The 22845-nt window shown below is 64.6% G+C and carries 23 protein-coding genes; 10 read left to right on the top strand and 13 right to left on the bottom strand.

From position 1 onward, the window contains the following. Positions 1-72: 72 nt before the first annotated feature. Positions 73-2238 carry a PTS fructose transporter subunit IIABC gene (locus EG850_RS02050; protein WP_124969346.1) on the top strand — a complete coding sequence of 722 codons (2166 nt, stop codon included), beginning with the start codon at positions 73-75 and terminating at the stop codon, positions 2236-2238. Positions 2239-2457: 219 nt separating this feature from the next. Here EG850_RS02050 and EG850_RS02055 read toward each other — a convergent pair whose 3' ends face one another. From EG850_RS02055 to EG850_RS02075, 5 genes are all read right to left on the bottom strand, one after another. Next, the gene (locus EG850_RS02055; protein WP_235829174.1) at positions 2458-3801 is read right to left on the bottom strand and encodes an MFS transporter; all 1344 of its coding nucleotides are present in this window, start codon (positions 3799-3801) and stop codon (positions 2458-2460) included. A gap of 200 nt (positions 3802-4001) precedes the next feature. Next, positions 4002-5144: a 3,4-dihydroxyphenylacetate 2,3-dioxygenase gene (gene hpaD / locus EG850_RS02060; protein ID WP_124969348.1), complete on the bottom strand. Its 1143-nt coding sequence runs from the start codon at positions 5142-5144 to the stop codon at positions 4002-4004. Positions 5145-5182: 38 nt separating this feature from the next. Continuing rightward, complete coding sequence (hpaE, locus tag EG850_RS02065; protein WP_124969350.1) at positions 5183-6685, bottom strand: 5-carboxymethyl-2-hydroxymuconate semialdehyde dehydrogenase; 1503 nt, start codon at positions 6683-6685, stop codon at positions 5183-5185. A 74-nt stretch (positions 6686-6759) separates the two neighbouring features. Continuing rightward, entirely contained in the window at positions 6760-7443 is a 684-nt protein-coding gene (locus EG850_RS02070) for a GntR family transcriptional regulator (RefSeq protein ID WP_124969352.1), read from the bottom strand. Then, positions 7440-8933, bottom strand: a complete 1494-nt coding sequence (locus EG850_RS02075; RefSeq protein ID WP_124969354.1) for a fumarylacetoacetate hydrolase family protein — start codon at positions 8931-8933, stop codon at positions 7440-7442. The genes EG850_RS02070 and EG850_RS02075 overlap by 4 nt, the downstream gene beginning before the upstream one ends. Positions 8934-9198: 265 nt before the next feature. On the opposite strand from EG850_RS02075, the gene EG850_RS02080 reads away from it, so the two are divergent. Beyond that, positions 9199-9801, top strand: a complete 603-nt coding sequence (locus EG850_RS02080; RefSeq protein ID WP_124969356.1) for a hypothetical protein — start codon at positions 9199-9201, stop codon at positions 9799-9801. On the opposite strand, the gene EG850_RS02085 is transcribed toward EG850_RS02080, so the two are convergent. Then, positions 9798-10496, bottom strand: coding sequence for a Pr6Pr family membrane protein (locus EG850_RS02085; protein ID WP_124969358.1), 699 nt, complete (start codon positions 10494-10496; stop codon positions 9798-9800). The two genes, EG850_RS02080 and EG850_RS02085, sit on opposite strands and share 4 nt — an antisense overlap. A gap of 107 nt (positions 10497-10603) precedes the next feature. After that, positions 10604-11206 (bottom strand): PadR family transcriptional regulator, encoded by a 603-nt coding sequence (locus EG850_RS02090; RefSeq protein WP_124969360.1) that lies wholly within the window; start codon positions 11204-11206, stop codon positions 10604-10606. A gap of 149 nt (positions 11207-11355) precedes the next feature. Between EG850_RS02090 and EG850_RS02095 the strand changes: the two genes are divergently transcribed. The 3 genes from EG850_RS02095 to EG850_RS02105 all read left to right on the top strand — a co-directional run bounded on the left by EG850_RS02095 (position 11356) and on the right by EG850_RS02105 (position 14888). After that, a complete protein-coding gene (locus EG850_RS02095) occupies positions 11356-12474 on the top strand; it encodes an aromatic ring-hydroxylating dioxygenase subunit alpha (protein WP_124969362.1) in 1119 nt (372 codons plus the stop codon). Beyond that, positions 12474-13463, top strand: a complete 990-nt coding sequence (locus EG850_RS02100; protein WP_124969364.1) for a PDR/VanB family oxidoreductase — start codon at positions 12474-12476, stop codon at positions 13461-13463. Before EG850_RS02095 ends, EG850_RS02100 begins: the two co-directional genes overlap by 1 nt. Positions 13464-13529: 66 nt before the next feature. Beyond that, complete coding sequence (locus tag EG850_RS02105) at positions 13530-14888, top strand: MFS transporter (RefSeq protein WP_124969366.1); 1359 nt, start codon at positions 13530-13532, stop codon at positions 14886-14888. Positions 14889-15164: 276 nt separating this feature from the next. Here EG850_RS02105 and EG850_RS02110 read toward each other — a convergent pair whose 3' ends face one another. The 6 genes from EG850_RS02110 to EG850_RS02135 all read right to left on the bottom strand — a co-directional run bounded on the left by EG850_RS02110 (position 15165) and on the right by EG850_RS02135 (position 18941). Beyond that, positions 15165-15995: a hypothetical protein gene (locus EG850_RS02110; RefSeq protein WP_124969368.1), complete on the bottom strand. Its 831-nt coding sequence runs from the start codon at positions 15993-15995 to the stop codon at positions 15165-15167. A gap of 174 nt (positions 15996-16169) precedes the next feature. Beyond that, positions 16170-16805: a 3-oxoacid CoA-transferase subunit B gene (locus EG850_RS02115; RefSeq protein WP_124969370.1), complete on the bottom strand. Its 636-nt coding sequence runs from the start codon at positions 16803-16805 to the stop codon at positions 16170-16172. Then, positions 16802-17530: a 3-oxoacid CoA-transferase subunit A gene (locus EG850_RS02120; RefSeq protein WP_124969372.1), complete on the bottom strand. Its 729-nt coding sequence runs from the start codon at positions 17528-17530 to the stop codon at positions 16802-16804. Before EG850_RS02120 ends, EG850_RS02115 begins: the two co-directional genes overlap by 4 nt. Before the next feature lie 162 nt (positions 17531-17692). Beyond that, positions 17693-18109: an IclR family transcriptional regulator domain-containing protein gene (locus EG850_RS02125; RefSeq protein WP_124969374.1), complete on the bottom strand. Its 417-nt coding sequence runs from the start codon at positions 18107-18109 to the stop codon at positions 17693-17695. Next, positions 18110-18454 (bottom strand): helix-turn-helix domain-containing protein, encoded by a 345-nt coding sequence (locus EG850_RS02130; protein WP_124969376.1) that lies wholly within the window; start codon positions 18452-18454, stop codon positions 18110-18112. It lies immediately after the preceding gene. A gap of 19 nt (positions 18455-18473) precedes the next feature. Continuing rightward, a complete protein-coding gene (locus EG850_RS02135; RefSeq protein ID WP_124969378.1) occupies positions 18474-18941 on the bottom strand; it encodes a MarR family winged helix-turn-helix transcriptional regulator in 468 nt (155 codons plus the stop codon). Positions 18942-19185: 244 nt separating this feature from the next. Here EG850_RS02135 and EG850_RS13625 point away from each other — a divergent pair, with 244 nt between their 5' ends. From EG850_RS13625 to EG850_RS02155, 5 genes are read left to right on the top strand one after another with little or no spacing between them, the layout of a single operon-like run. After that, positions 19186-19560, top strand: coding sequence for an ABC transporter substrate-binding protein (locus EG850_RS13625; protein ID WP_268878147.1), 375 nt, complete (start codon positions 19186-19188; stop codon positions 19558-19560). Further along, positions 19544-20179 carry an ABC transporter substrate-binding protein gene (locus tag EG850_RS13630; protein ID WP_268878148.1) on the top strand — a complete coding sequence of 212 codons (636 nt, stop codon included), beginning with the start codon at positions 19544-19546 and terminating at the stop codon, positions 20177-20179. The genes EG850_RS13625 and EG850_RS13630 overlap by 17 nt, the downstream gene beginning before the upstream one ends. Next, positions 20179-20997 (top strand): ABC transporter permease, encoded by an 819-nt coding sequence (locus tag EG850_RS02145; RefSeq protein ID WP_235829175.1) that lies wholly within the window; start codon positions 20179-20181, stop codon positions 20995-20997. The genes EG850_RS13630 and EG850_RS02145 overlap by 1 nt, the downstream gene beginning before the upstream one ends. Next, complete coding sequence (locus EG850_RS02150) at positions 20997-21887, top strand: ABC transporter permease (protein ID WP_124969380.1); 891 nt, start codon at positions 20997-20999, stop codon at positions 21885-21887. Before EG850_RS02145 ends, EG850_RS02150 begins: the two co-directional genes overlap by 1 nt. 8 nt (positions 21888-21895) lie before the next feature. Continuing rightward, entirely contained in the window at positions 21896-22735 is an 840-nt protein-coding gene (locus tag EG850_RS02155) for an ABC transporter ATP-binding protein (RefSeq protein WP_214609493.1), read from the top strand. The last annotated feature ends 110 nt before the right edge of the window (positions 22736-22845 follow it).

Genomic DNA, 22845 nt, shown 5'->3' on the forward strand with positions numbered 1-22845 from the left:
CGCATCCCAATATTCGGCGCTCGCCGCCACCACTTCGCCGCGGCAACCGCGGCACCCCTGAAAGGAACCCACATGTCAACGACTGGGATCATCACTCCCGAGCTCGTCGCACTCGACGCTGACCTCGGCGCAACGAAGGCTGAGGTGATCGGCTCGCTCGCGTCGCTCGTTGCCGCGGCCGGTCGCGCCGAAGCTGATGGTTTGACTGCCGACGCACTCAAGCGCGAGGCGCAGGGCGCCACTGGCATGGGCAGCGGCATCGCCATTCCGCACTGCCGCTCGGCCGCCGTCTCGCAAGCCTCGCTCGCATTTGCCCGACTCAACCCGGCGGTCGACTTCGACTCGCCCGACGGTCCGGCCGACCTCGCCTTCATGATCGCTGCCCCCGAGGGCGCGAACGATGAGCACCTCGTGCTGTTGTCGCGTCTGGCAGGCAAGCTCGTGCGCGCTGAGTTTCTCGCGGCTCTACGCGCGGCAACCTCGCCTGCCGAGATCGTCGCACTCGTCGAGGATGCGGTGCGCGACCCGAGTGCGCCGGCTGCCGCTCCCGCTGCGGGTGCTGGCGCGGGTGCTGGCGAGGAGTCTGCGGTGACGTCCGGTGCGACAACTGGAGCAGCAGCCGGGATCGCAGCCGCTGGGATCTCAGTCGCTGAGACCGACTCGGCCACCGCCGCATCCGCTGGAACTTCTTCGTCGGCAGGCACGGCCGCATCCGCCGGAACTGCCAGCGGCGCCGTCACTGCCGTCAGCGCCACCGCCGCACCCAAGCGCCGCATCGTCGCCGTCACCGCCTGCCCGACCGGCATCGCGCACACCTTTATGGCGGCCGACGCCATCAAACAGGCCGCTGAAGCTCGCGATGACGTGGAGGTCTTCGTCGAGCCGCAGGGCTCGGCCGGCTATCAACCACTCGCTGACGACATCATCGCTGGCGCCGATGCCGTGATCCTCGCGACCGACGTCGGTGTGCGCGATCGCGAGCGCTTCGTCGGCAAGCCCGGCGTCGAAAGTGGCGTGAAGCGCGGCGTAAGCGACCCGGCCGGACTCATCAACGACGCCCTCGCGGCGATCGACGCACCCGGCGGCCACCGCATCGGCGGCGGCTCCGGTGCATCCGAGTTGGCAAACGCGGCCACCTCAGGGTCAGATGCCGGCAAGCTCGGCTGGGGCAAGCGCATCCAGCAGGCGCTCATGACCGGTGTCTCGTACATGATCCCGTTCGTGGCCGCGGGCGGTCTGCTCATTGCGCTCGCGTTCCTCATGGGTGGGTTCAACATCACCAATGAGGCACCCGACATCCTGGCGAACAACTCACTGAGTAACCTGCCCGAGGGCGGATTGCTCACTTACCTCGCCGCGGTGTTCGCGGCCGTCGGTGGTCTCGCGATCGGCTTCCTCGTGCCGGCGCTTTCGGGCTATATCGCCTATGCCATTGCCGGGCGACCCGGCATTGCGCCCGGCTTCGTCGGCGGCGCGATTGCCGTGGCGGTGAACGCCGGCTTCCTTGGTGGTCTCGTCACGGGTCTTCTTGCCGGATTCATCGCGCTCTACATCTCGAGCTGGAAGGTGCCGCGCTGGCTCGCCGGGCTCATGCCGGTGGTGATCATTCCGCTCGTGACGACGGCGGTGGTGGGCCTGCTCATGTACCTGTTGCTTGGTGCGCCGCTTGCCGCGCTCATGGCCGGCCTTACGAACTTCCTCAACGGACTCAGCGGTGGTTCGGCGGTGCTCCTCGGCGTCATTCTCGGTGTAATGATGTGCTTCGACCTCGGTGGACCGGTGAACAAGGCCGCCTACCTCTTCGGTTCGGCGGGTCTGTCGGCCGGCACCGAAGCATCCATGATGATCATGGCGGCGGTCATGGCCGGTGGCATGGTGCCGCCACTCGCCCTGGCACTCGCGAGCACAGTGCGCAGCAAGCTGTTCACCGCATCCGAGCGCGAGAACGGCCGCGCGGCGTGGCTACTCGGTGCCGCGTTCATCTCAGAAGGCGCGATTCCGTTCGCGGCGGCCGACCCGCTGCGCGTCATCCCCTCGATGATGCTCGGCGGCGCGGTGACCGGTGGTCTCACGATGGCGCTCGGCGTTACGTTGCGTGCACCGCACGGCGGCATCTTTGTCGCTTTCGCGATCGATCCGCTCTGGGCGTTCCTCGTGGCGCTCGTCGCCGGCGTGCTCGTGGCCGCGCTCGCGGTGATCGTGCTCAAGTCGCTGCGAAAGACGCCCCTCGCGGCGTAGCGCGATCCGCGTCGCTCGCTAATCCGCGCGCTGCCGCCTAAACCGGGTGTCAGCGGTAGCGCCTCGCCTCGAGTCGCACGCGGATTAGCCGCTGGAGGTGGCCCGGTGCCGCGCGTCCCGGCATCCGGGCACACTCTGCGCACTAAACCGCTTGCTCCCGACTAAACCGCGCGCTGCAGCGCGCGGTTTAGTCGGGAGCGAGCGGATTAGTGGATGCGGCTACTTGCGGTCGAGTTCCGCGCGCTCGAGCGTGTCAAGCACGCCGGTCGCGAGCTCATCCTTCGTGCGCGTCTTCGTGCCCGAGAGCGCAATGCCACCGATGAGGCCAACGATCGCGAAGGCGAAGAAGCCCCACGGGTAGGCGAGTCCCGCGCCGAGGAGCGTGCCGCCAACGATCGGACCCGAAATCGCGCCGAGGCGACCCACGCCGGCACTGCCGCCGAGGGCAGTGGCGCGCACCCGCGAGGGGTGGTTCGCGGCGACGAACGCGTACACGAGCACCTGCGACGAGAACACGAACGCACCGGTGACGAAGATGAGCACGTAGACGCCCAGCAGCGGCAGCTTGATTGCGAGCGCGGCAAGCAGCGCCGCCGAGCCGAGGAACCAGATGATGCCGGCGATGCGTGGCGTGATGCGGTCGCCGATCCAGCCGGCAACGAGCAGGCCGATGATGCCGCCGAGGTTGAGGATCACGAGGAAGCCGAGCGCGTTGCCGAGGTCGTATTCGGCGGCGCGCATGATCTGCGGCAGCCAGGTGTTGAGGCCATACACGAGCAACAGGCCCATGAACGAGGCCACCCAGATGAGCACTGTGTTGCGCACGAACGGCTTCGCGAGGAGCAACTTCGTGCCAACGGCAGCCTGGCCCGCCGGCACCGAGCCGTCGAGGTGCATCGGGTCGAGCTCGATGCCGTAGTGGTTCGCGACCTTCTTTGCATCCTCAAGGCGGCCGTGCGAAGCGAGATAGTCGGGAGACTCCGGCAGGAAGATGATCATGAGCGGCACCAGGATGAGCGAGGGCAGACCGCCGATGATGAACATTTCGCGCCAGCCGCCGCCACCTTCCTGGGCAACGAGCAGGGCGAGGAGTGCGGTGAGCACGGCACCGACGTGGTAGCCGGTCATCGTGAGCGTCGTTGCAAACGAACCGCGGTGGGATGGGCTGAACTCGGTCATCATCGAAATCGCCGTCGGCAGGCAACCACCGAGGCCGACGCCGGCCGCGAAGCGCAGGACCGCCATCGTGTACGGGTCGTTCACGAAGCCGGTGGCGAAGGTGAGGATTGAGAACGCAATCACTGCGCCGATGAGGAGCTTGCGTCGGCCGAAGCGGTCAGTTGCCCAACCCATGGCGAGCGCACCGAGCATCATGCCGAACAGGCCGAGCGTGGCGATAAAGGTTCCGGTGGCCGCGTCGACCGCGAGGTTCGGGTCGTCGATGAGCATCGGCATGGCCGCACCGAGCACCACGGCGTCGAAGCCGTCGAGCATGACTGCGATCCAGCACAGCGGGGTGATCCACGCCCGGTGGCGTAGGACGAGGGAGCGGGTTTGCGTCACGTTGGTGTGTCTCCGATTGCGTCGTTGCGAATCTCGCTGGGGGAGGTCTTCGGGGTGCCGAGGCCGCGGGTGACGCTAACACGTCTTTGGCAGGCGTATGCAAAATCATCCCATTCATTGGGAATTTCCGCGCTGCCGAATTGACAAGGCCGGGTGGATGCGTATGCATCCACCCGGCCTTGTTGGCTCAGTCGGTCGACTTAGAGCTGGTTGCCGAGCTTGAAGCCCTCGGTGGTGTCGCCCTTGCGGGTGTACGAGAAGCCGTCGGCGCCGATGGTTGCCTCGAGCTCCGACGCGTCGGTGCGAGCCACGACCGGCTGCGGGTTGCCGTCGAGGTCGAGCACGAGCGAAGCGTCGGTGTACCACGACGGCACAACCGGGTTGCCCCACCAGTCACGACGCTGGTTGTCGTGCACATCCCAGGTGACGACCGGGTTGTCCGGGTCGCCGGTGTAGTAGTCCTGGGTGTAGATCTCGACGCGGTGGCCGTCCGGGTCGCGGAGGTAGAGGTAGAACGCGTTCGAGACGCCGTGGCGGCCGGGGCCACGCTCGATGTGGTCGCTGAGGCGCAGCGCACCGAGCTTGTCGCAGATGGCGAGGATGTTGTGCTTCTCGTGCGTCGAGAAGGCAACGTGGTGCATGCGCGGGCCATCGCCACCGGTGGTGGCGGTGTCGTGCACGGTGGGCTTGGCGCGCAGCCAGGCCGCGTACACGGTGCCCTCTTCATCCTGGATGTCTTCGGTGACGCGGAAGCCGAGGTCCTGGTAGTGGCGCACGGCGCGCGGCACGTCGGGGGTCACCTGGTTGAAGTGGTCGAGACGCACGAGCGCACCCGGGGTGTAGAGGTCGTAGCGCCAGGCGAGACGCTCGACGTGCTCGGTCTCGTAGAAGAACTCGAACGGGAAGCCGAGCGGGTCGGTGACGCGCACCGAGTCGCCGATGCCCTTGGTGAAGCCCTCAGCCTTGCGCTCGGTGCGGCAGCCAAGTTCCTTATAGAACGCCTCAGCCTTGTCGACGTCTTCGGGGGTGCGCACGCGGTACGAGAATGCGGCGACGGCGGCGACGGGGCCCTGGCGGAGCACGAGGTTGTGGTGGATGAACTCCTCAATCGAGCGGAGGTAGACGGCGTTGTCGTCTTCCTCGGTCACGGTGAGGCCGAGTACGTCGACGTAGAACTCGCGCGACTTGGCGAGGTCGGTGACGACGAGCTCCATGTAGGCGCAGCGCAGGATGTCCGGGGCCGGAGCCTCGGGGGTCTGCACGGGGTTGTCGGTGTGGATCGGAGCTTCCTTGGTGACGTAGAAGCCCGACGAGGTCAGGGTGCGTTCGTTGAGTTCAGACATGTTCAGCGTCCTTGCTTGTTGTGCTGGTGGATGGGGGATTACTTCTTGCCCGCGCCGAATCGGGGCGAGTGCGCTTCGTTGAGCGTGATCTGGATCGACTGCGAGGTCGTGTAGAAGTCGACCGAGCGGTAGCCGCCCTCGCGGCCGAGGCCCGACGCCTTGACGCCACCGAACGGGGTGCGCAGGTCACGCACGTTGTTCGAGTTGAGCCAGACCATGCCCGACTCGATGCCGTTGGCGAAGTTGTGTGCGCGCTTGAGGTTCGAGGTCCACACGTAGGCGGCGAGGCCGTACTTCGTGTTGTTCGCGAGCTCGAGTGCCTCTTCGTCGGTGTCGAACGGGGTGATCGCAACGACCGGGCCGAAGATCTCTTCCTGGAAGATGCGTGCATCCGGAGCGACATCGGCGAACACGGTCGGGGCGACGTAATTGCCCTCGTTCTCGAAGCCTTCGGCGCGGCCACCACCGGCGAGCAGGCGACCTTCGGTCTTGCCGATCTCGATGTAGCTCATGACCTTGTCGAAGTGGGTGGGGTGCACGAGCGAGCCGACCTCAGTGGCCGGGTCTGACGGCACGCCGACGACGATGTTGCGCGCACGCTCGGCGTAGCGCTCGATGAAGTCGTCGTAGATCTCGCGCTGCACGAGCACGCGCGAACCGGCGGTGCAACGCTCGCCGTTCAGCGAGAAGACGCTGAAGACGGTCGCGTCGAGGGCCTCCTCGATGTCGGCGTCAGCGAAGACGACCGAGGGGCTCTTGCCACCGAGCTCGAGCGAGAGGCCCTTGAGGAAGGGCGCGGCGTTGGTCGAGAGGGTCGCGCCGGTCGAGGAGTCGCCGGTGAACGAGATGAGCGGCACATCGGGGTGCTTGACGAGACGGTCACCCGCGACGCCACCCGAACCGGTGATGAGGTTGAACACACCCTCGGGCACGCCGGCTTCGGCGAAGATCTCGGGCCACAGGGCGGCCGAGAGCGGGGTGTAGCTCGCGGGCTTGAGCACGACGGTGTTACCGGTGGCAAGCGCCGGGGCGAGCTTCCACGACTCCTGCATGAACGGCACGTTCCAGGGGGTGATCAGACCTGCGACACCAATCGGCTTGCGGTTGACGTAGTTGATCTGGCGGCCGGGAACCTTGGTGACGTTGTCGTGCTGCGAGACGATGAGGTCGGCGAAGAAGCGGAAGTTCTCGGCGGCGCGGCGAGCCTGGCCCTTGGCCTGGGTGATCGGCAGACCCGAGTCGTAGCTCTCGATGAGGGCGAGCTGGTCGTCGCGCGACTCGACGATGTCGGCAACCTTGTGCAGGATGCGCGAGCGCTCGCGGGGGAGCATGGTCGGCCACGGGCCCTCGTCGAAGGCGCGCTTCGCGGCGGCAACGGCGCGGTCAACGTCTTCGGGCTGCGCCGATGCGGCCTGGATGTAGACCTCGTTGGTTGCGGGGTCGATAACGTCGAAGGTGGCGCCACCGGTGGCGTCAACGAACTCGCCGTCGATGTACAGCTGGATCTTCTCGGGCAGGCCTTCCGGCTTGGTCTGAGTCATATTCGCCCTCCAATGGCGGTTGAATGATGCGGATTTGGTTCGTCGGATGAAGTTGGGGTTCGGTTGCGCGCGGTCTACGACGGCGCGATGGCCTCGAGCACTGCGGTCATTGTGTTGAACCGGTGCTGACGGGCGGCCTGCTCAATTTGGGCAACGGCTGCGCCGGTGCGGATGAGGTCGAGCAGGTTGTCGTGTTCGTCGACCGAGGCTGAGGTGCGGGCCGGCACGAACGCGAAAGCAGATTCGCGCATGGTTTCGAGCCGGTGCCAGCCGCGGCGGACAAGATCGGTGATGTGTTCGTTGGTGCAGTGCTGGAAGAGCACATCGTGGAAGTCGTGGTTGAGCTTGGTGAAACGGGCCGGGTCGAGCGCGCCGGTGGTGATCATCTCGCGCATCTCGGCGTTGATCATGCCCGCTTCGTTGAGGTCGGCATCCGTGAGGAACGGTGCCGACAGGGCCGTCGCGAACCCTTCAACGAGACCGAGGGTCTCCATGGTGTCGCGGTAGACGCCGCGGTCAAGCATCGTCACCTGAGCACCGATGTTGTGCTGGTAAGTGACAGCGCCTTCGGCCTCGAGTCGTCGAATCGCCTCGCGCACCGGCACCGTCGAGACTCCAAGTTCGCGCGCGATCTGACCGAGCACGAGCCGGTACCCGGGCGAGAAATCGCCCGAGGTGATGCGGTCGCGCAGGTAGTCGTAGGCGAGTTGCGACTTCGAGACTTCGGATGCGGGGGTGGCGGCGGCTACGGGAGTCACTGGTTGCTCTTCCACTCCTCGTAACGGGCCTTCCACTCTGCGTTCGGCGGGAAGAGTCCGTCTACGGCGTTGCCGTCTTTGACCTGGTCGAAGACCCAGCCGTCCTGGCGCTCCTGCTCGTAGGCGTCGTTGACGACCTCTTCGAACAGTGCCGGGGGAATTACGATGACGCCATCGTCGTCGCCGACAATGATGTCGCCGGGCTGCACGGTGGTGCCACCGCAGGCGATGGTGCCGTCGATTTCCCACGGCACGTGGCGGCGGCCGAGTACGGCCGGGTGGTTCGACGAGGAGTAGACCGGCAGGCCGAGTTCGGCGACTGCGGCCGAGTCGCGCACGCCACCGTCGGTGACGACGCCGACCGCGCCGAGGAGCTGGGCGCGCAGGGCGAGCACGTCACCGAGGGTGCCGGTGCCCTTTTCGCCGCGGGCTTCCATGACGACGACATCGCCGTCTTGCACCGAGTCCATGGCGCGCTTCTGGGCGTTGTAGCCGCCGCCAAACTTCTTGAAAAGGTCTTCGCGGTTCGGTACGTAGCGCAGGGTCTTGGCGTAGCCGAGGATGCGGGTGCCGGGGTGGTTGTTGGTCACACCATCGATCGAGCAGTTCGTGATGCCGCGCTTGTGCATCTGCGCCCAGAGCGTGGCCACGGCGGTCTCCTGCACCTTCGCGCGGAGTTCATCCGTGATTGCCGAGCGCAGGGGAGCGAGGCCGGCAGCTTCGCGCGAGCCCCAGGCTTCGGCGCGCTGGTTGTCGTCGACCTTGGCCTGAGCGCCGAAAGGTGAGATCGGGAATTCGCTCTCGACGACCTTCGAGACAAGTCGGCCCGTGGTCGGAGCACCTGCGGCAGTCGGGGCGTCAACTTCAACCTCGACGACGTCGCCGGGCACGGCCACGCTCGAGCCGGCCGGGGTGCCGGTGAGGATGATGTCGCCGGCTTCGAGGGTCATGAGCGCCGAGAGGTCGGCGACGAGTTGGCCGAAGGGGAAGACAAGGCCTTCAGTGGTGTCGTCCTGCACGAGGTTGCCATTGACCCAGGTGCGCACGCGCAGGGCGGTCGGGTCGAGACCTTCGGCGGGAATGACTGCCGGGCCGAGCGGCGTGTAGCCGTCGCCCGACTTGTTCTTCACGTTCGAGCCCTTGTCGGCGTGACGCAGGTCGTAGAGGCCCCAGTCGTTTGCGGCGGTGATGCCCGAAATCTTCGACCAACCCTCTTCGGGGGTGACGCGGCGGCAGGTCTCGCCAACGATGAGCGCGATCTCGCCTTCGAAGGCGAGGAGTTCGGTGCCGAGTGGACGCTCGACGGTCGAGCCGGTGTTCGCAATCGAGGTGCCGGCCTTGATGAAGTAGCCGGGGTGCTGCGGCGAGCGGCCGCGCTGGGCGATGCGCGAGGGGTAGTTGAGGTGCAGCGCCACGATCTTGCCGGGTCGGTTCTCGGCGGCGGTGAAGTCGGTCGGCACGGGAAGAGTCGGCTCAGTGTCGAACGTCATTGCTGGGGAACCTCCACGTAGATGAAAGGGGCCGCGTCGCTGCGGCTGATATACGAAATCATATACGATCCCCTGCGGTGCGCAAGAGGTGATTTCTGAGAGCAACTTTTCCACCCGCATCCGAGTGATTGCCCAGAGCGCGGCGGCCTGAAATCTCGGCAACCGAAGTCGTTCGGTGGGTGGATGCATCCAAAATGGACGTTCGCAAAACTGGGGCGACCGTCGTGTGGATGGCGCGGCAGAGCGTTCGATGAGGAGCAAGAACATGACGACCGAAACTGCCCGATCAGACGAGCGAACTGTTTCACGTCGGGATGCGCTGCCGGCGCGACTCGGCGCCACCGTGCCGATCGTCGGTGGCATTGTGTTTGTCACCTCATATGCGGCGGAACTGGGTGAAGCGTGGCGCTGGCCGCTCACGATTGCCATCGTCGTGCTCGCGCTGATCGCGCTCTATTTCCTCTGGGTGCGGCCAAGCAGCCTCGGCCCCATGGCGCCGCCGCCGAACGCGTCGTTCGCGAAGGAGCAGGCGCGAATGGGCATCACCCACACCGTGAGCGTCGTGGCGATGATTGTGGGTATCTCGCTGCTGTCGCAACTCGCCGAGGCAAATGGGATGGGGCACCTGCGCCCCTCGATCATCGCCGCGCTCGTCGGTCTGCACTTCTTCCCATTTGCGTGGGCATTTCGCGTGCGCATGATCGCGGGCCTCGCTGTGGTCGTCTCAGCGCTCGGCATCATCGGTGTGATTGTGGGCATCGTGGCCGGTGCGCCCTGGGCGGCAGTGTTCGCGGTGATCGCTGGCTTCGCGCAGGTCACCGTGGTGGCGCTCTGGGCGGCGGGGAAGCTCTGGCTGAATCGCGGCTAGTGCTTGGACTTGCGGTGCGCGAGGGCAACCCGCATATTGCCAAGCACGTGCAGCAGGAGTGCGATCACGAGAAAGGCTACGAGCACCATGGCGGTGGTCTGTAGCACCGCGCCCCAACCTCCCGGCTTCGTCGGGTCGAGGAAGCCGTAGGGGTACCAATTCACCATGGCCCCGCGCATCCAGGTGTAGCCAAGAAAGGCGAGCGGGTAGAGCACCCACGCAAGTGGGCGGACCCAGGTGCCGCGGAGCGTCATGGTGATGAGGAGCCAGCCGAGGAGCGCGGCGATCGGCGTGAATCGGTGCAGGGCAAGGTTCTCCCAGCCGAGATCCCAGCGGGCGTTCTCGCCGGGTTCAGCGACAAGGAGGGCGTAGATGATGCCGGTCATCACCGCGTAGAACGAAAGCGCGCCGCGCAGGTCATCCCACCACCTGGGGAGTCGGTCGCGGCTAATGAGCGCGCTAATGATGCAGGCGATGCCGAAGGCGAAGTTGCCCTGGTTGGTGAACTGCGACATCGACTCGGCCATGGTGTTGTCGGTGAGGCCGTTGGCCGAGCGCCACACGTTCGAGACGACCGCCGCAATGGCGAGGGTGCCGAGCGCGAAGGTGAGTAGCCGAATCCACGGCCGATCAGGATGCAGCGCGCGGTTCGTGCGCGGGAAGCGGTTGATTGCGGGCAGCCTCGTTGCGTGCATGCCCCCACTCTGGCGCAATTGGCGTCATTTGGTTGTCGTGACGTCACTAGATTGCCGACACTGCATCCAAATGACGCCAATTGAACGGCGAATGTTGGCGGAAGCGGTCACTCTTGGAAGTTGAGGGGGCCTTCGTAGTCGCCCAACTCCTCCAGGCAGGCCTCTGCCCAGGCAATTTCGGCCTCCGCGCGCGCAATCGTGCCTTGGTGTGACATGCGCTTGAAGCTGCGCACCCGTTCGACATCGCTCGCGGTGTAGTGCTTGAGTCGCTCGTGCAACGTGGGGTGGTCGCCGGTGTCGATCCAAGCGAGTTGGTCGAGGGCGCGTTCTCGCTCGCTCTGCCAATGGATGCGATGAGCCTCGAAGTGTGCGCGCGCGGCATCCGCCGTGGCCCACTCCAGATAGGCCGACTTGAGGCGCGCTGGATCACGTTCGGCCTGATATTTCAGGGGCTCACGTTGCCATGCGTGCATCGCCTCGTAGCCGCGGGTGGTGACGACGTACTCACGCTTCGTTGCGCCCTTCGTACCCCAGGGCACATCGCGACCATCGATGAGTCCTTCCGCCTCCATGCGCCGCAGCTCGGGATAGATCTGTGAGCTTGGGGCATTCCACACATGCCCGACTGAGCCTTCAAACTGCTTCACCGTGTCGTAGCCGGTCATTGGCTGCGTCGACAACAGGAACAGCAGGGCTGCGCGAAGGCTCATGGTGGGCTCCAACTCAAGAGAACTAGCTCGATCGTGCCACGTTCGAAGAAGTTTGGATGCGACACTTGCAACTATCTATATAGATAGTTAGTCTGGGGTCGCGGCTCAGCGACGAGCTCGCATCCTCTCGAATGCAGTTGGAGCAAGCTATGACGACGACGTCACCAAGTCCCGTGCCCACACCAAGCGCCGACCGCGTCATCACGACGGCGAAGATCTTCCCGCATCCCAGAAATGCCTGGTACGTCGCGGCTTGGGATCACGAGGTCACCCGCGCGCCGATGGCACGCACCATCGCGAAGACGCCAATGGCCTTCTATCGCACCCAAGACGGTCGCGCCGTCGCGCTTGCTGACGCGTGCTGGCACCGCCTGGCGCCGCTTTCGAAGGGCAAGCTCTTCGGCGACGACATCCAGTGCCCCTACCACGGCCTGCGCTATAACCCCGCAGGCCGCTGTACCTTCATGCCCGCTCAAGAGACGCTCAACCCCTCGGCAACGGTGCCGAGCTACCCGGTTGTTGAGCGCGACCGCTTCATCTGGGTGTGGCCCGGCGACCCCGAGCTGGCCGACCCGCGCCTCGTGCCCGATATGCACCAGATGTCATCGCCCGAGTGGGCCGGTGACGGCAAGCTCATCGACGCAGGCTGCAACTACCAGCTCGTGCTCGACAACCTCATGGACCTCACCCACGAAGAATTCGTGCATTCCTCGTCGATCGGCCAGGAAGAGCTCTCGGAAGCCGAGTTCGAAGTAACCCATGATGAAAACACCGTGACGGTGGCTCGCTGGATGCGTAACATCGACGCTCCGCCGTTCTGGGCGAAGAACATGCGCGACAAGTTCCCCGACTTCGAGGGCAAGGTCGACCGCTGGCAGATCATCACCTACCAGTTCCCGTCAACCATCTGCATTGACGTGGGCGTTGCGAAGGCCGGTAGCGGCGCACCCGAAGGTGACCGCAGTCAGGGGGTCAACGGGTTCGTGATGAACACGATCACGCCGAAGTCTGACCGTACCTGCCATTACTTCTGGGCCTTCATGCGTAACTACCGCCTCGACAGCCAGCTGATCACGACTCAGCTACGTGAAGGCGTGCACGGTGTCTTCGGCGAAGACGAAGAGATGCTCATCGCGCAGCAAGAAGCTATTGAGGCGAACCCCGGCCACGAGTTCTACAGCCTCAACATCGATGCAGGTGGCATGTGGGTGCGCCGCCTCCTTGAGGCAGCGCTCGCCGCCGAGAGTCGTCTCGAGGCGATCGACTAATGGTTGCCGGCAACACGACTCATTGGCAGCAGGTCGAGGTGACGGGAGTCGGCGACATTGCCGACCGCATCCGCCGCATCGAACTACATTGCGAATTGCCCACGCGAGTGCGCGCGGGCGAGCACTTGGATGTGCGCATCCCGACCGCCGACGGCCTGCTTGAGCGCTCCTACTCGATCGTTGATGCGAGCGCCGATGGAACGACCGTCGCGCTCTCGGTGCTGCACACCCGAGACTCGCGAGGTGGAAGTGCCGCGATGCACGCGCTCAAGCCGGGCGACTGCTTCGAGGCAAGTACGCCTATTCAGGACTTCCCGTTGCGTGTCGGCGCCCCGCAATACGTGTTGCTCGCCGGCGGCATCGGCATCACGGCCATTTCGAGCATCGCGGATGCGTTGCGCCGAGTCGACGCCGAATACCGCATTGTGTACGTCGGCCGCAGTCGCGAGGCAATGGCCTATCTCGACCGGCTTAGGGAAGTGCACGGTGACCGGCTCGTCGTGCACGCCGACGACGTCGATGGCCGTTTCAACGTGGGTGAACTCGTCGCAAGTATCGAGCGGGGCACCGAGCTCTATATGTGCGGCCCGATTCGACTCATGGATGCAGTGCGTCGCGCCTGGCTCGACAGCCCGCTCGATCCGACCGACCTGCGCTACGAGACCTTCGGTAACTCGGGCTGGTTCGACCCCGAACCCTTCGATGTGGAGATTCCCTCATTGGGGTTCCGCGGCACAGTGGAGTCCGACGAGTCGATGCTCGAGTCGCTCGAGCGCCAAGGCGTTGACCTCATGTTCGACTGCCGTAAGGGCGAGTGCGGACTCTGCGAGGTCAAGGTCACGAAGCTGCGCGGCCAACTCGACCACCGGGATGTGTTCCTCTCAACTCGTCAGCACGCGGCGGCCGATCGCATGAACTGCTGCGTCTCGCGCGCAGTTCGCGCCACCGGCGACGACGAACGCGCGCTCATCACGATCAACGCCAACTAACTCCGCCCCATCCTGTTTTGCAACTTCACCCGGCAACGGTGCCGGGTCGTCTTGAATGGACAACCTATGAACCTGCGTGAACTCATTGATTCATCGCCGATGCGCGGCGGCCAGTGGGCCATCCTCATCGTCTGTACCTTCCTCAATGCACTCGACGGTTACGACGTGCTCGCAATGGCGTTCACCGCCAACCCGGTGAGTCAAGAATTCGGACTTTCGGGAACTGAACTCGGCTTCTTGCTCAGCGCCGGACTTATCGGCATGGCGGTCGGTGCCGTGGGCTTCGGCCCGCTCGCCGACGTCATCGGTCGCCGTCGCACCCTGCTCATCGCTCTCGTGGTGAATGCGCTTGGCCTCTTCCTTTCGGCGACCGCCGGATCAATGGGTGAATTGCTCGCTTGGCGCGTAGTCACCGGTCTCGGTGTCGGCGGTATCCTCGCGAGCGCCACGGTGCTCGTGAGCGAGTACGCGAATGTGCGCCGCCGCGGTCTCGCCATCAGCATCTTCACCGCCGGATATCCGCTTGGTGCCACCCTCGGCGGCATGGCAGCCGCTTGGCTTATCGCCAATGTTGGCTGGCATGCGGTATTCCTGCTCGGTGGCATCCTGACGGTAGTGAGCATCGTGCTTGTTGCGTTGCTGCTCCCGGAATCAATCGACTACCTCGCACAGAAGCCGACCCCCGCAAACGCCAAGCGCGCGGAGCGAATTGCGGTGCGCCTTGGCCACGGCGAAGGAGCGGTGCTACCGGAACCCGTCGTTGACCCGTCCGAAGGGGCCGGCGTTGGTGCAGTGTTCGCGCCACGTTACCGCCTCAACACGATCATGGTGTGGATCACCTTCTTCATCGTGATGTTCGGCTTCTACTTCGCAAATTCGTGGACCCCGAAGCTCGTTGTCGCCTCGGGCATGAGCGAGCAGCAGGGCATCATGGCCGGCATCATGATCACGACCGGCGGCATCATTGGTGCCGTGCTTTATGGGGTCTTCACTGCACGCTGGCCAGCACGCTTTGTGTTTGCCGGGTTCGTGGCGCTCGGTGCGGTGATGCTCTGCGTGTTCATCCTGTCAACCGACATCATCTGGCTCGCCTTCGGTAGCGCGCTGCTCGTCGGCACGCTCATGAACGGCGCGGTGTCGGGTCTTTACACCGTGGCGCCGAACGCCTACGGTCCACGCGTGCGCTCGACCGGTGTCGGTGTCGCGCTCGGTGTCGGCCGTGCCGGTGCGATCCTCGCGCCGATCATCGTGGGCGCCTTCTTGGACGCAGGCTGGACGCCAACCCATCTCTACATCGGTGTCGCCATCATCGTGCTCTTCGCGGTGTTCGCGATCATCCGTATCAAGCCGTACGTGCCGTCTGACGACACCCGCGCCGTCGGCACTGTGGATGCACCTGAGCCAGTGATCGTGCGCGGCGCCTAGCGCGCATCCTCGCCGCAATTGGCGGCATTTGGTTGTCGTGGCGTCACTAGATTGCCGACACTGCAACCAAATGCCGCCAATTGTGCGTCGCTGAGGTCAACTTGCGAGCGGGAAGTCGAGTGGACGGCCAAAGAGCACGGGCCAATGCGGTGATACCCGCCGGGGGAGCGGTTCAACCCGCCAAGTACCCCGCGGGGCGGGGCGGTCTGCAGCCCGCGCAAGCATCGTGCTGAGCAACGAGATCAACCGATCAGGTTCGAATTGGTGTGACCACATCTACCGGGAAAGCTCCCATCCCAGCTCGACAATCCCGAACTCGCGGTTCTTCTCCTTGCGGATGGCGCCTTCGGGGTCGCCATTGGCGAGGCCTTTGCCGTCGTACTTATTGAGGCCATCGCACTCACCCAGGGCGCCGAATTCGGGCCAGCCGAAATCCACCCGTCCCAAGAATTTTCCGTACTCGTCGTAGATCGAGATTTGCAGCACCGGTGTCGGAAGCCCCGATTGCAACATGACGAAGCGACTCCACGACTCGGCAAAGCTCTCGGCACGATCGGACGCGTTCGCCTTGAGCCAGCGAAGCTTCATCGCATTGCGGCCGGATGTCGGCAGAACTTCTGGGTCAAATCCCTGTCGCATGGCGGCATCCGTGGCAGCGAGCAACTCGTGCATCGGCAAGAAATCCGCGAGATCACGGATGGTGCGTTCAAGCGTGGTGACTTGCATCCCATAGCGCGTCGTTACCTCGAAAGGTGAGATCTCGGCTCGGCGGATGCGCACCCACGCAGTTGTGCGGCCGTTCGTGGCACGGGTGAAGGTCACGGGCTCGGCAAGCCGAGACTTGAGCAGGGGCAATCGATAGAGGTTTGCTGCGCTTGAGCCGCTCACGACGCCAGCTACTCGAGTGGATGCGGCTAGCGTCGACGCCACATGTCGCAGTTCCGCAGGGTGCGGTGTGGAGTTCAGCTGCGCGGCGTCCAGGAATGCACCCGGGGAGACGCGGATGAAATCGCCACGCTTGACTGCTGCGCGGAGTTTGCTGGGAGTCAAGCCGAGTGCACGGAGGTCGCCGTCGAAGTGGAGGTACATGCCGACAGTGGAGCGCATCCGCGAGAAAGGTGGATGTCATTGGGCCGCCCCTGTGGATAAATGAATTTCCACAAGCCATGCGGTTGGCCTGCCAGAGCCACCTCCCGCAATTGGCGTCATTTGGTTGCCGTGTCGGCAACATGGTGACGACACCGCAACCAAATGACGCCAATTGGCGCGGAAAGCGTTGCGCTACATGAGTTGCAGGCCCGTGAGGGCCTCCAGCTCCTCGCGGGTGGTGGTGCCGAAGAGCTCCCGCACAGCAAACCCACCCGGCACCACGTCGAACACGGCACGGTCGGTGTAGACGCGGGTCACGCATCCCACTCCGGTCAGGGGATACGAGCACGACGCCACGAGCTTCGACTCGCCCGATTTCGTGAGGAGGTCAGTCATGACGAACACCGATTTCGCCCCGAGCGCGAGATCCATCGCCCCGCCAATTGCCGGAATCGCTCCGGGCTTGCCCGTTGACCAGTTCGCGAGATCGCCGCGCTGCGAAACTTGGAACGCCCCGAGCACGCAGACATCGAGGTGCCCGCCGCGCATCATCGCGAACGAATCAGCATGGTGAAAATAGGATGCGCCCACAAGCTCAGTCACCGGCTGCTTGCCGGCGTTCATCAGGTCGGGATCTTCGAACCCGGCCGCGGGCGCCGGGCCCATGCCGAGCATCCCGTTTTCGGTGTGCAGGATGATCTCGCGGCCTTCCGGCAACGCATCGGCGACGAGCGTTGGCGCACCAATGCCGAGATTCACGATCGAGCCTTCGGGGATGTCCGCGGCAATGCGCGCAGCAAGCGCGCGGCGGTCGAGACGGTCAGTCACTGTTCTGCTCCTTCACTCGCGAGTGGTCCGCCGACGAACTCGCCGTCGCGCAACCACGCACGCTCGCCCACGGCCACAACTCGGTCGACAAAGATGCCCGGGGTGACCACGCGCTCCGGATCTATCGCACCGAGCGGCACCACCTCGTCGACCTGCGCCACCGTTACCGCGGCCGCCGTTGCCATAATCGGCCCGAAGTTGCGGGCGGTCTTGCGGAACTCGAGGTTGCCCCAGCGGTCACCGCGAAGCGCAGAAATGAGCGCGACATCGCCGGTGATCGGATACTCGAGCAGGTAGTCGCGGCCGTCAATGGTGCGCGTCTCTTTGCCATCGGCGAGCGGTGTGCCAACGGCGGTTGGTGAGTAAAACGCGCCAATACCGGCGCCACCGGCGCGGATGCGTTCGGCGAGGTTCCCCTGCGGCACGAGTTCCAGCTCGATTTCGCCGGCGAGATAGAGCTCGTCGAACACCCACGAATCGTGTTGACGGGGGAATGAGCACACGATCTTGCGCACGCGGTGGGCGGCGAGCAATGCTGCGAGGCCGGTGTCGCCACTGCCGGCGTTGTTGTTCACGATGGTGAGGTCGTTCGCGCCGGAATCGATGAGCGCGTCTATGAGTTGGGTTGGTTGGCCTGCGAGGCCAAAGCCACCGATGAGAATCGTTAATCCATCTCGGATATCGGCCACCGCGTCGGCCGCCGAAGCAACCTGCTTGTCGATCACGTACCGCGTCCCCTTTCTCTGCTGCGAAGTCCGCAACGTTGCGGAATTGAAGGTGAGCCTGACACGATTGCCGCTTCACGCGTCAGTGAACAACCCGCTCATTGGGTTGAACGACGGAGATGAAACCCAATCAGCGGGTTAGGCATCTTGGTGCCAAGGCGCTCAACTACGCTGCAAATCGGCCACAATCCCGGCAATCGCCTGCCGCAATAGGCGCGCATAGCGGTCAATATCTCGATGCCGGTGATGTGAGGCAATCGACACGGCGGCGGCGGGGAGACCAGCAACTCCCGGCAACGCCATGCCAAGCGACCAACTCCCGAGACTCATCTCGCCTGAAGTGAGCGAGTAACCGCGGTCGCGAGCCTCGTCGAGATCTTGCCGCAGCGCATCCGGGTCAATGATCGTGCGCGTGGTCTCTTTCACGAGGGGCGCGCGCAGATACTCGTCGAGCCAGGACTCCGGCTGCGCGAGCAGCAGTGCTTTGCCAACCCCGGTCGCATGCAGAGCGTGCCGACCGCCCGCGCGCGAGATCGTCGGCACCGATCCAGGCCCCGCCACGCGCGTCACATAGAGCACCTAGGCGCTCGCGGGCACATCGCCAACAAGCACACCGAGGTGGATGCTCTCGCCGGTCTCTTCGTAGAGCCACACGAGATGGGGGAGTGCCGCCTCGCGCAATCGCAGCGAGAGCGGGCTCAGCTCGCCAAGTTCCCAAAGCCGGGTGCCGAGGGCGTACTGATCGCGGTCGAGACGCTCGAGCATCCCGGTGGCCGTGAGCTCGCGCACGATGCGCTGCACGCTTGATTGTGGGATGCCCGTGAGTCGCACGATCTCGACCTGCGAGCGCGCGGGATGGTCGAGATCGAAGGTGCCGAGAATGAGCAGGATGCGGTCGAGCATCCCCGGCGGCGGCGTGGGCATGGCGCCATCTTACGGAGCGCTAGGCGGGTAGTTCTGGAGCCAATCCGTGCGAGAGTCCGAGCTCAGCGCCATTGCGCAAGACGTGGATGAGGGTGGCGCGTAATTCTGCCCGCTGCGCATCACTGAGCCCATCGAACACGATCGACTCCAGGTTGCGGGCGAGGGGAGCGAGTTCGGTCACCGTCGTGAGTCCGAGTTCGGTGAGTTCGAGGCGCTTAAGACGACGATCGGTGGGGTCGATGTAGCGGTGCACGAGTCCGCGCTCGACGAGACGGCGAGTGAGTTGCGCGATAGTGGCGCGGTCAAAGTCGAGGCGGCTGCCGAGGTCGGCCTGGCAGATTCCGGGGTGGCGATCGAGGGTGGAGAGTACGGCGAATTGCACATTCGTCACCTCGGCCGAAACGTGGCGCGCCCAAGCCGCGCGTTGCACCTGCAGGCCACGCCGCAATAGGTGACCCGTGTATTCAATTGGGTCGGCAACAGCCATTTCGCATCCTCCATTGCCGCGGCATCGTTGCCGGGCACGATTACTCAACCTACTCGAATGCGACAGCAATGGCGCATTCCACGGATTTGTTTTAGTTCTTCCTCGCTAATTCGGTTGGACCGTTTGTGTACTAACGATTTACTGTCAGCGTGCTACTGGAAATGCACTCCACGCGGATGGAGTTCGAACGGTCGCAGACGAAAGCAACGTTGCTTTCGACACGCTCAGTCTCAAAGGAGAAGACATGCGCAAACTGATCTCAGCCGTTGCTGCTGCAGCAGCCGTGACGCTCGCCCTTGCGGGTTGTGCAGGCGGCGGCGGCACCCCCGCAGGCACCGCCGGCGCTGACGGAGCCACGTCTGGCGCCGCTGGCGGCGAACTCACCCCCATCAAGGTCGGTGTTATTCCGATCGTTGACGTCGCCCCCGTCTACCTCGCGCAGGAACTCGGCTACTTCGCCGAGGAGGGTCTCGACGTCACCCTCGAACTCGCGCAAGGTGGCGCCGCCATCGTGCCGTCGGTCGTCTCGGGCGACTACCAGTTCGGCTTCGGCAACGTCACTTCGCAGGTGCTCGCCATCAGCCAGGGCGTGCCGCTGCAGGGTGTCCGGCGCCGGTAACTTCACCACCGGCACGAACCCGGATGCTGGTGGCGTCGTTGTTCCCGCCGACTCCGACATTCAGACGGCCGCTGACCTCGCCGGACACACCATTGCGGTGAACACCCTCAACAACATCGGTGACATCACCGTGCGTGAGGCCGTCGAGAAGGCTGGCGGCGACCCGTCGAGCATCAACTTCGTCGAGATGGGCTTCCCGGACATGCCGGCGGCTGTCACCGGCGGTCAGGTTGACGCCGCTTGGGTGGTCGAGCCGCACCTCACCCGCGTGATCGAGGCCGGCGCCCGCGTCGTGTCGTGGAACTGGGCCGAGACTGACCCGAACCTGATCATCTCGACCTACTTCACGAGCCAGCAGTACGCCGAAGCCAACCCCGAGATCGTCGCCTCGTTCAAGGCGGCGCTCGACAAGGCCCTCACCCACGCCGCTGAGAACCCCGAAGCTGCCAAGGACATCCTGGACAACTACACCGACATCGACGCCACCATCAAGGAAAAGATGACGATGCCGAAGTTCACCCCGGAGGTTTCGGCCGCCGACATCCAGCTGCACGCTGACCTCGCCCTGAAGTACGGCCTCGTCAAGGAGCCGGTCGACATTTCGGTGCTGGTTCCGTAGTGACTGTCACCAGTGGTCTCGCGCGTAAGCGTAGTGACAAGGCTGCGTCGAGCATCCCCAATTGGGTGCTCGGCGCGGCCGGTGTCGCCACGCTCCTCGTGCTGCTCGAGATACTGCCGCGCATTGGCGTAGTCGACTCGCGGTTCTTGCCGCCGGTGTCGGAAATGTTCCTGGCACTCGGCACTCTCGCACAGAACGCAAGTTTCTGGCTTGCGCTGCTGCACACCCTTGTCACCTGGGCCAGTGGTCTCGCGATCACGATCATCCTTGGCGTGATCATCGGCATCCTCCTCGGCAACATCAAGTGGCTGCGCGATTTCACTGCCTCGACGATCGAGTTCCTGCGTCCCGTTCCCTCGGTGGCGCTCATCCCCGTGGCCGTACTACTGTTCGGCCCGAACATGACGGCCACGCTCTTCCTCGTGATCTACGCGGCGTTCTGGCAGGTGCTCATCCAGGTAATGGCCGGTGTGCAGGATGTCGACCCGGTCGTGGCCGACACTGCACGCTCGTACCGCTTTAGTCAGGCCACCCGCCTGCGCACGGTGATCTGGCCAACCACCTTGCCCTACGCCATGACCGGCGCGCGCCTCGCGGCATCGGTCGCGCTCGTGCTCGCCGTCACCGGTGAGTTGCTCGTAAGTGGTGAAGGCATTGGCGGCCTCCTCGCACGCGCCCGTGAATCGGGTGCCGTGGCAAATATGTATGGCTACATCATCGTGACCGGTGCCCTGGGTCTGCTTGTCAACCAGCTTGCTCGCGGCATTGAGAGCAAGACCCTCTTCTGGCACCCCTCGATGCGGAAGGAGTCGAACTAATGGCTAAGCGTCAGGACACTCCCACTCGCGGCTTCCGCATCCCCGCCTCGGCTTCGGCCTCGACCCCGGCTTCACACAAGCAACCCGGCAAGGGCTTCGGTGCACTCGTCTACCAGACGCTCGCGCTGGTGGGCCTTCCGGCGCTGCTGCTCTTCGGCTGGTGGCTCATTTCGAAGGACTCGACGAACTACCTCAACGTGCCACTCACCACGATTGCCGAGAAGTTTTGGCCGACGTGGTTCGCCGGTGAGACCTTCGGCGAAACTCGGTTCGTGCGCGATGTAATTCCGTCGCTCTTCCGGGTGCTCGCTGGTTTCGGCCTCGCGCTGGTCATCGGTATCGGCCTCGGCGTCATCATCGGCATGTCGGCGCGACTGCGCGCCTTCATCGAGCCGGTGCTCGAGTTCTTCCGCGCCATCCCGCCGCCGGTGCTCGTGCCGATCTTCATGCTCTTCATGGGCATCGGCAACGAGATGAAGATCGTCGTCATTGCGATCGGCTGTCTCTGGCCGATCCTCCTCAACACCGTTGAGGGCGTGCGCGGTCTCGATTCAGTGCTTGGCGACACGACCCGCTCGTATCGTTTCTCGAGCTGGGGGCGTCTGTGGAACTACGTGCTCCCGGGCGCCAGCCCGCAGATCGTCACCGGTGCCCGCCAGTCGCTGTCGATCGGCATCATCCTCATGGTGATTAGCGAGATGTTCGCGGCGGCTGATGGCCTCGGCTTCAGCGTCGTTCAGTTCCAGCGCAGCTTCGCGATCGCCGAAATGTGGGGCGGCGTGTTCCTGCTCGGCCTCATGGGCCTGCTGCTCGCCTACATCTTCCGGCTCATCACCGACTCAATTCTCAAGTGGTACTACGGGTACCTCCAAGCTCAGCGTGAAGGGTAACCAACGACATGTCTGCTGAAGAAACCCCTACGAGCACCGCTCCGGCAATGCTCGAGGTGAAGGGTCTGGGCAAGACCTACACCGGTCGCGGTGAGCCCGTTGAGGCCATCCGTGAAATCGACTTCGAAGTGAAAGCTGGCGAGTTCGTCTGCATCGTGGGTCCCTCGGGTGCCGGTAAGACGACGCTGCTGCGTGCACTCGCGGGCCTGCTTGCCCCGAGCAAGGGCACCGTCACGCTCGACGGTAAGCAGGTCACCGAGCCGCCCGTGGGCCTTGCCCTCGTGCAACAGGAATACGGCCGCTCGCTGTTTCCCTGGCTCACGGTCGCGCAGAACATCGAACTGCCGCTCAAAGAGAAGCGCGTACCGGCTGCCCGCCGTCGCGAACTCGTGCAGCAGTCACTGGATGCAGTGAGCCTGTCGGGCGACGGCGCCAAGTACCCGTGGCAGCTTTCGGGCGGTATGCAGCAGCGTGTCGCGATCGCACGTGCCGTTGCGTACGAGCCGAAGGTGCTCATCATGGATGAGCCGTTCGCGGCGGTCGATGCCCAGACCCGGTTCGAGCTCGAAGACCTCGTGCGCGAACTGTGGAGCAAGCTCGGCGTCACGGTACTGTTCGTGACCCACGACATCGACGAGTCGGTCTACCTTGCCGAGCGCGTGGTCGTGCTGTCGGGGCGTCCCACGGTCGTGCTCGAAGACGTCAAGATCGACCTGCCCGTCGTGCGCGACCAGCTCGAAACCCGCGCCACCCCGCGGTTTGCCGAGCTGCGTGCGCACGTGTACGAGCTCGTGCAGGCCGCGAAGCGCGGTGCGCGCACCGTCGATGAGGCGAAGCTGAGCCACTAGGCGACGGCGCAGGCGTCGCATCGCGACGCCTGGCACTCACTAATCCGCCCGCTCCCGACTATTCCGCGCGCTGCAGCGCGCGGAATAGTCGGGAGCGGGCGGATTAGCGT

This window comes from Gulosibacter macacae (genome assembly GCF_003865375.1).
Classification (GTDB): domain Bacteria; phylum Actinomycetota; class Actinomycetes; order Actinomycetales; family Microbacteriaceae; genus Gulosibacter; species Gulosibacter macacae.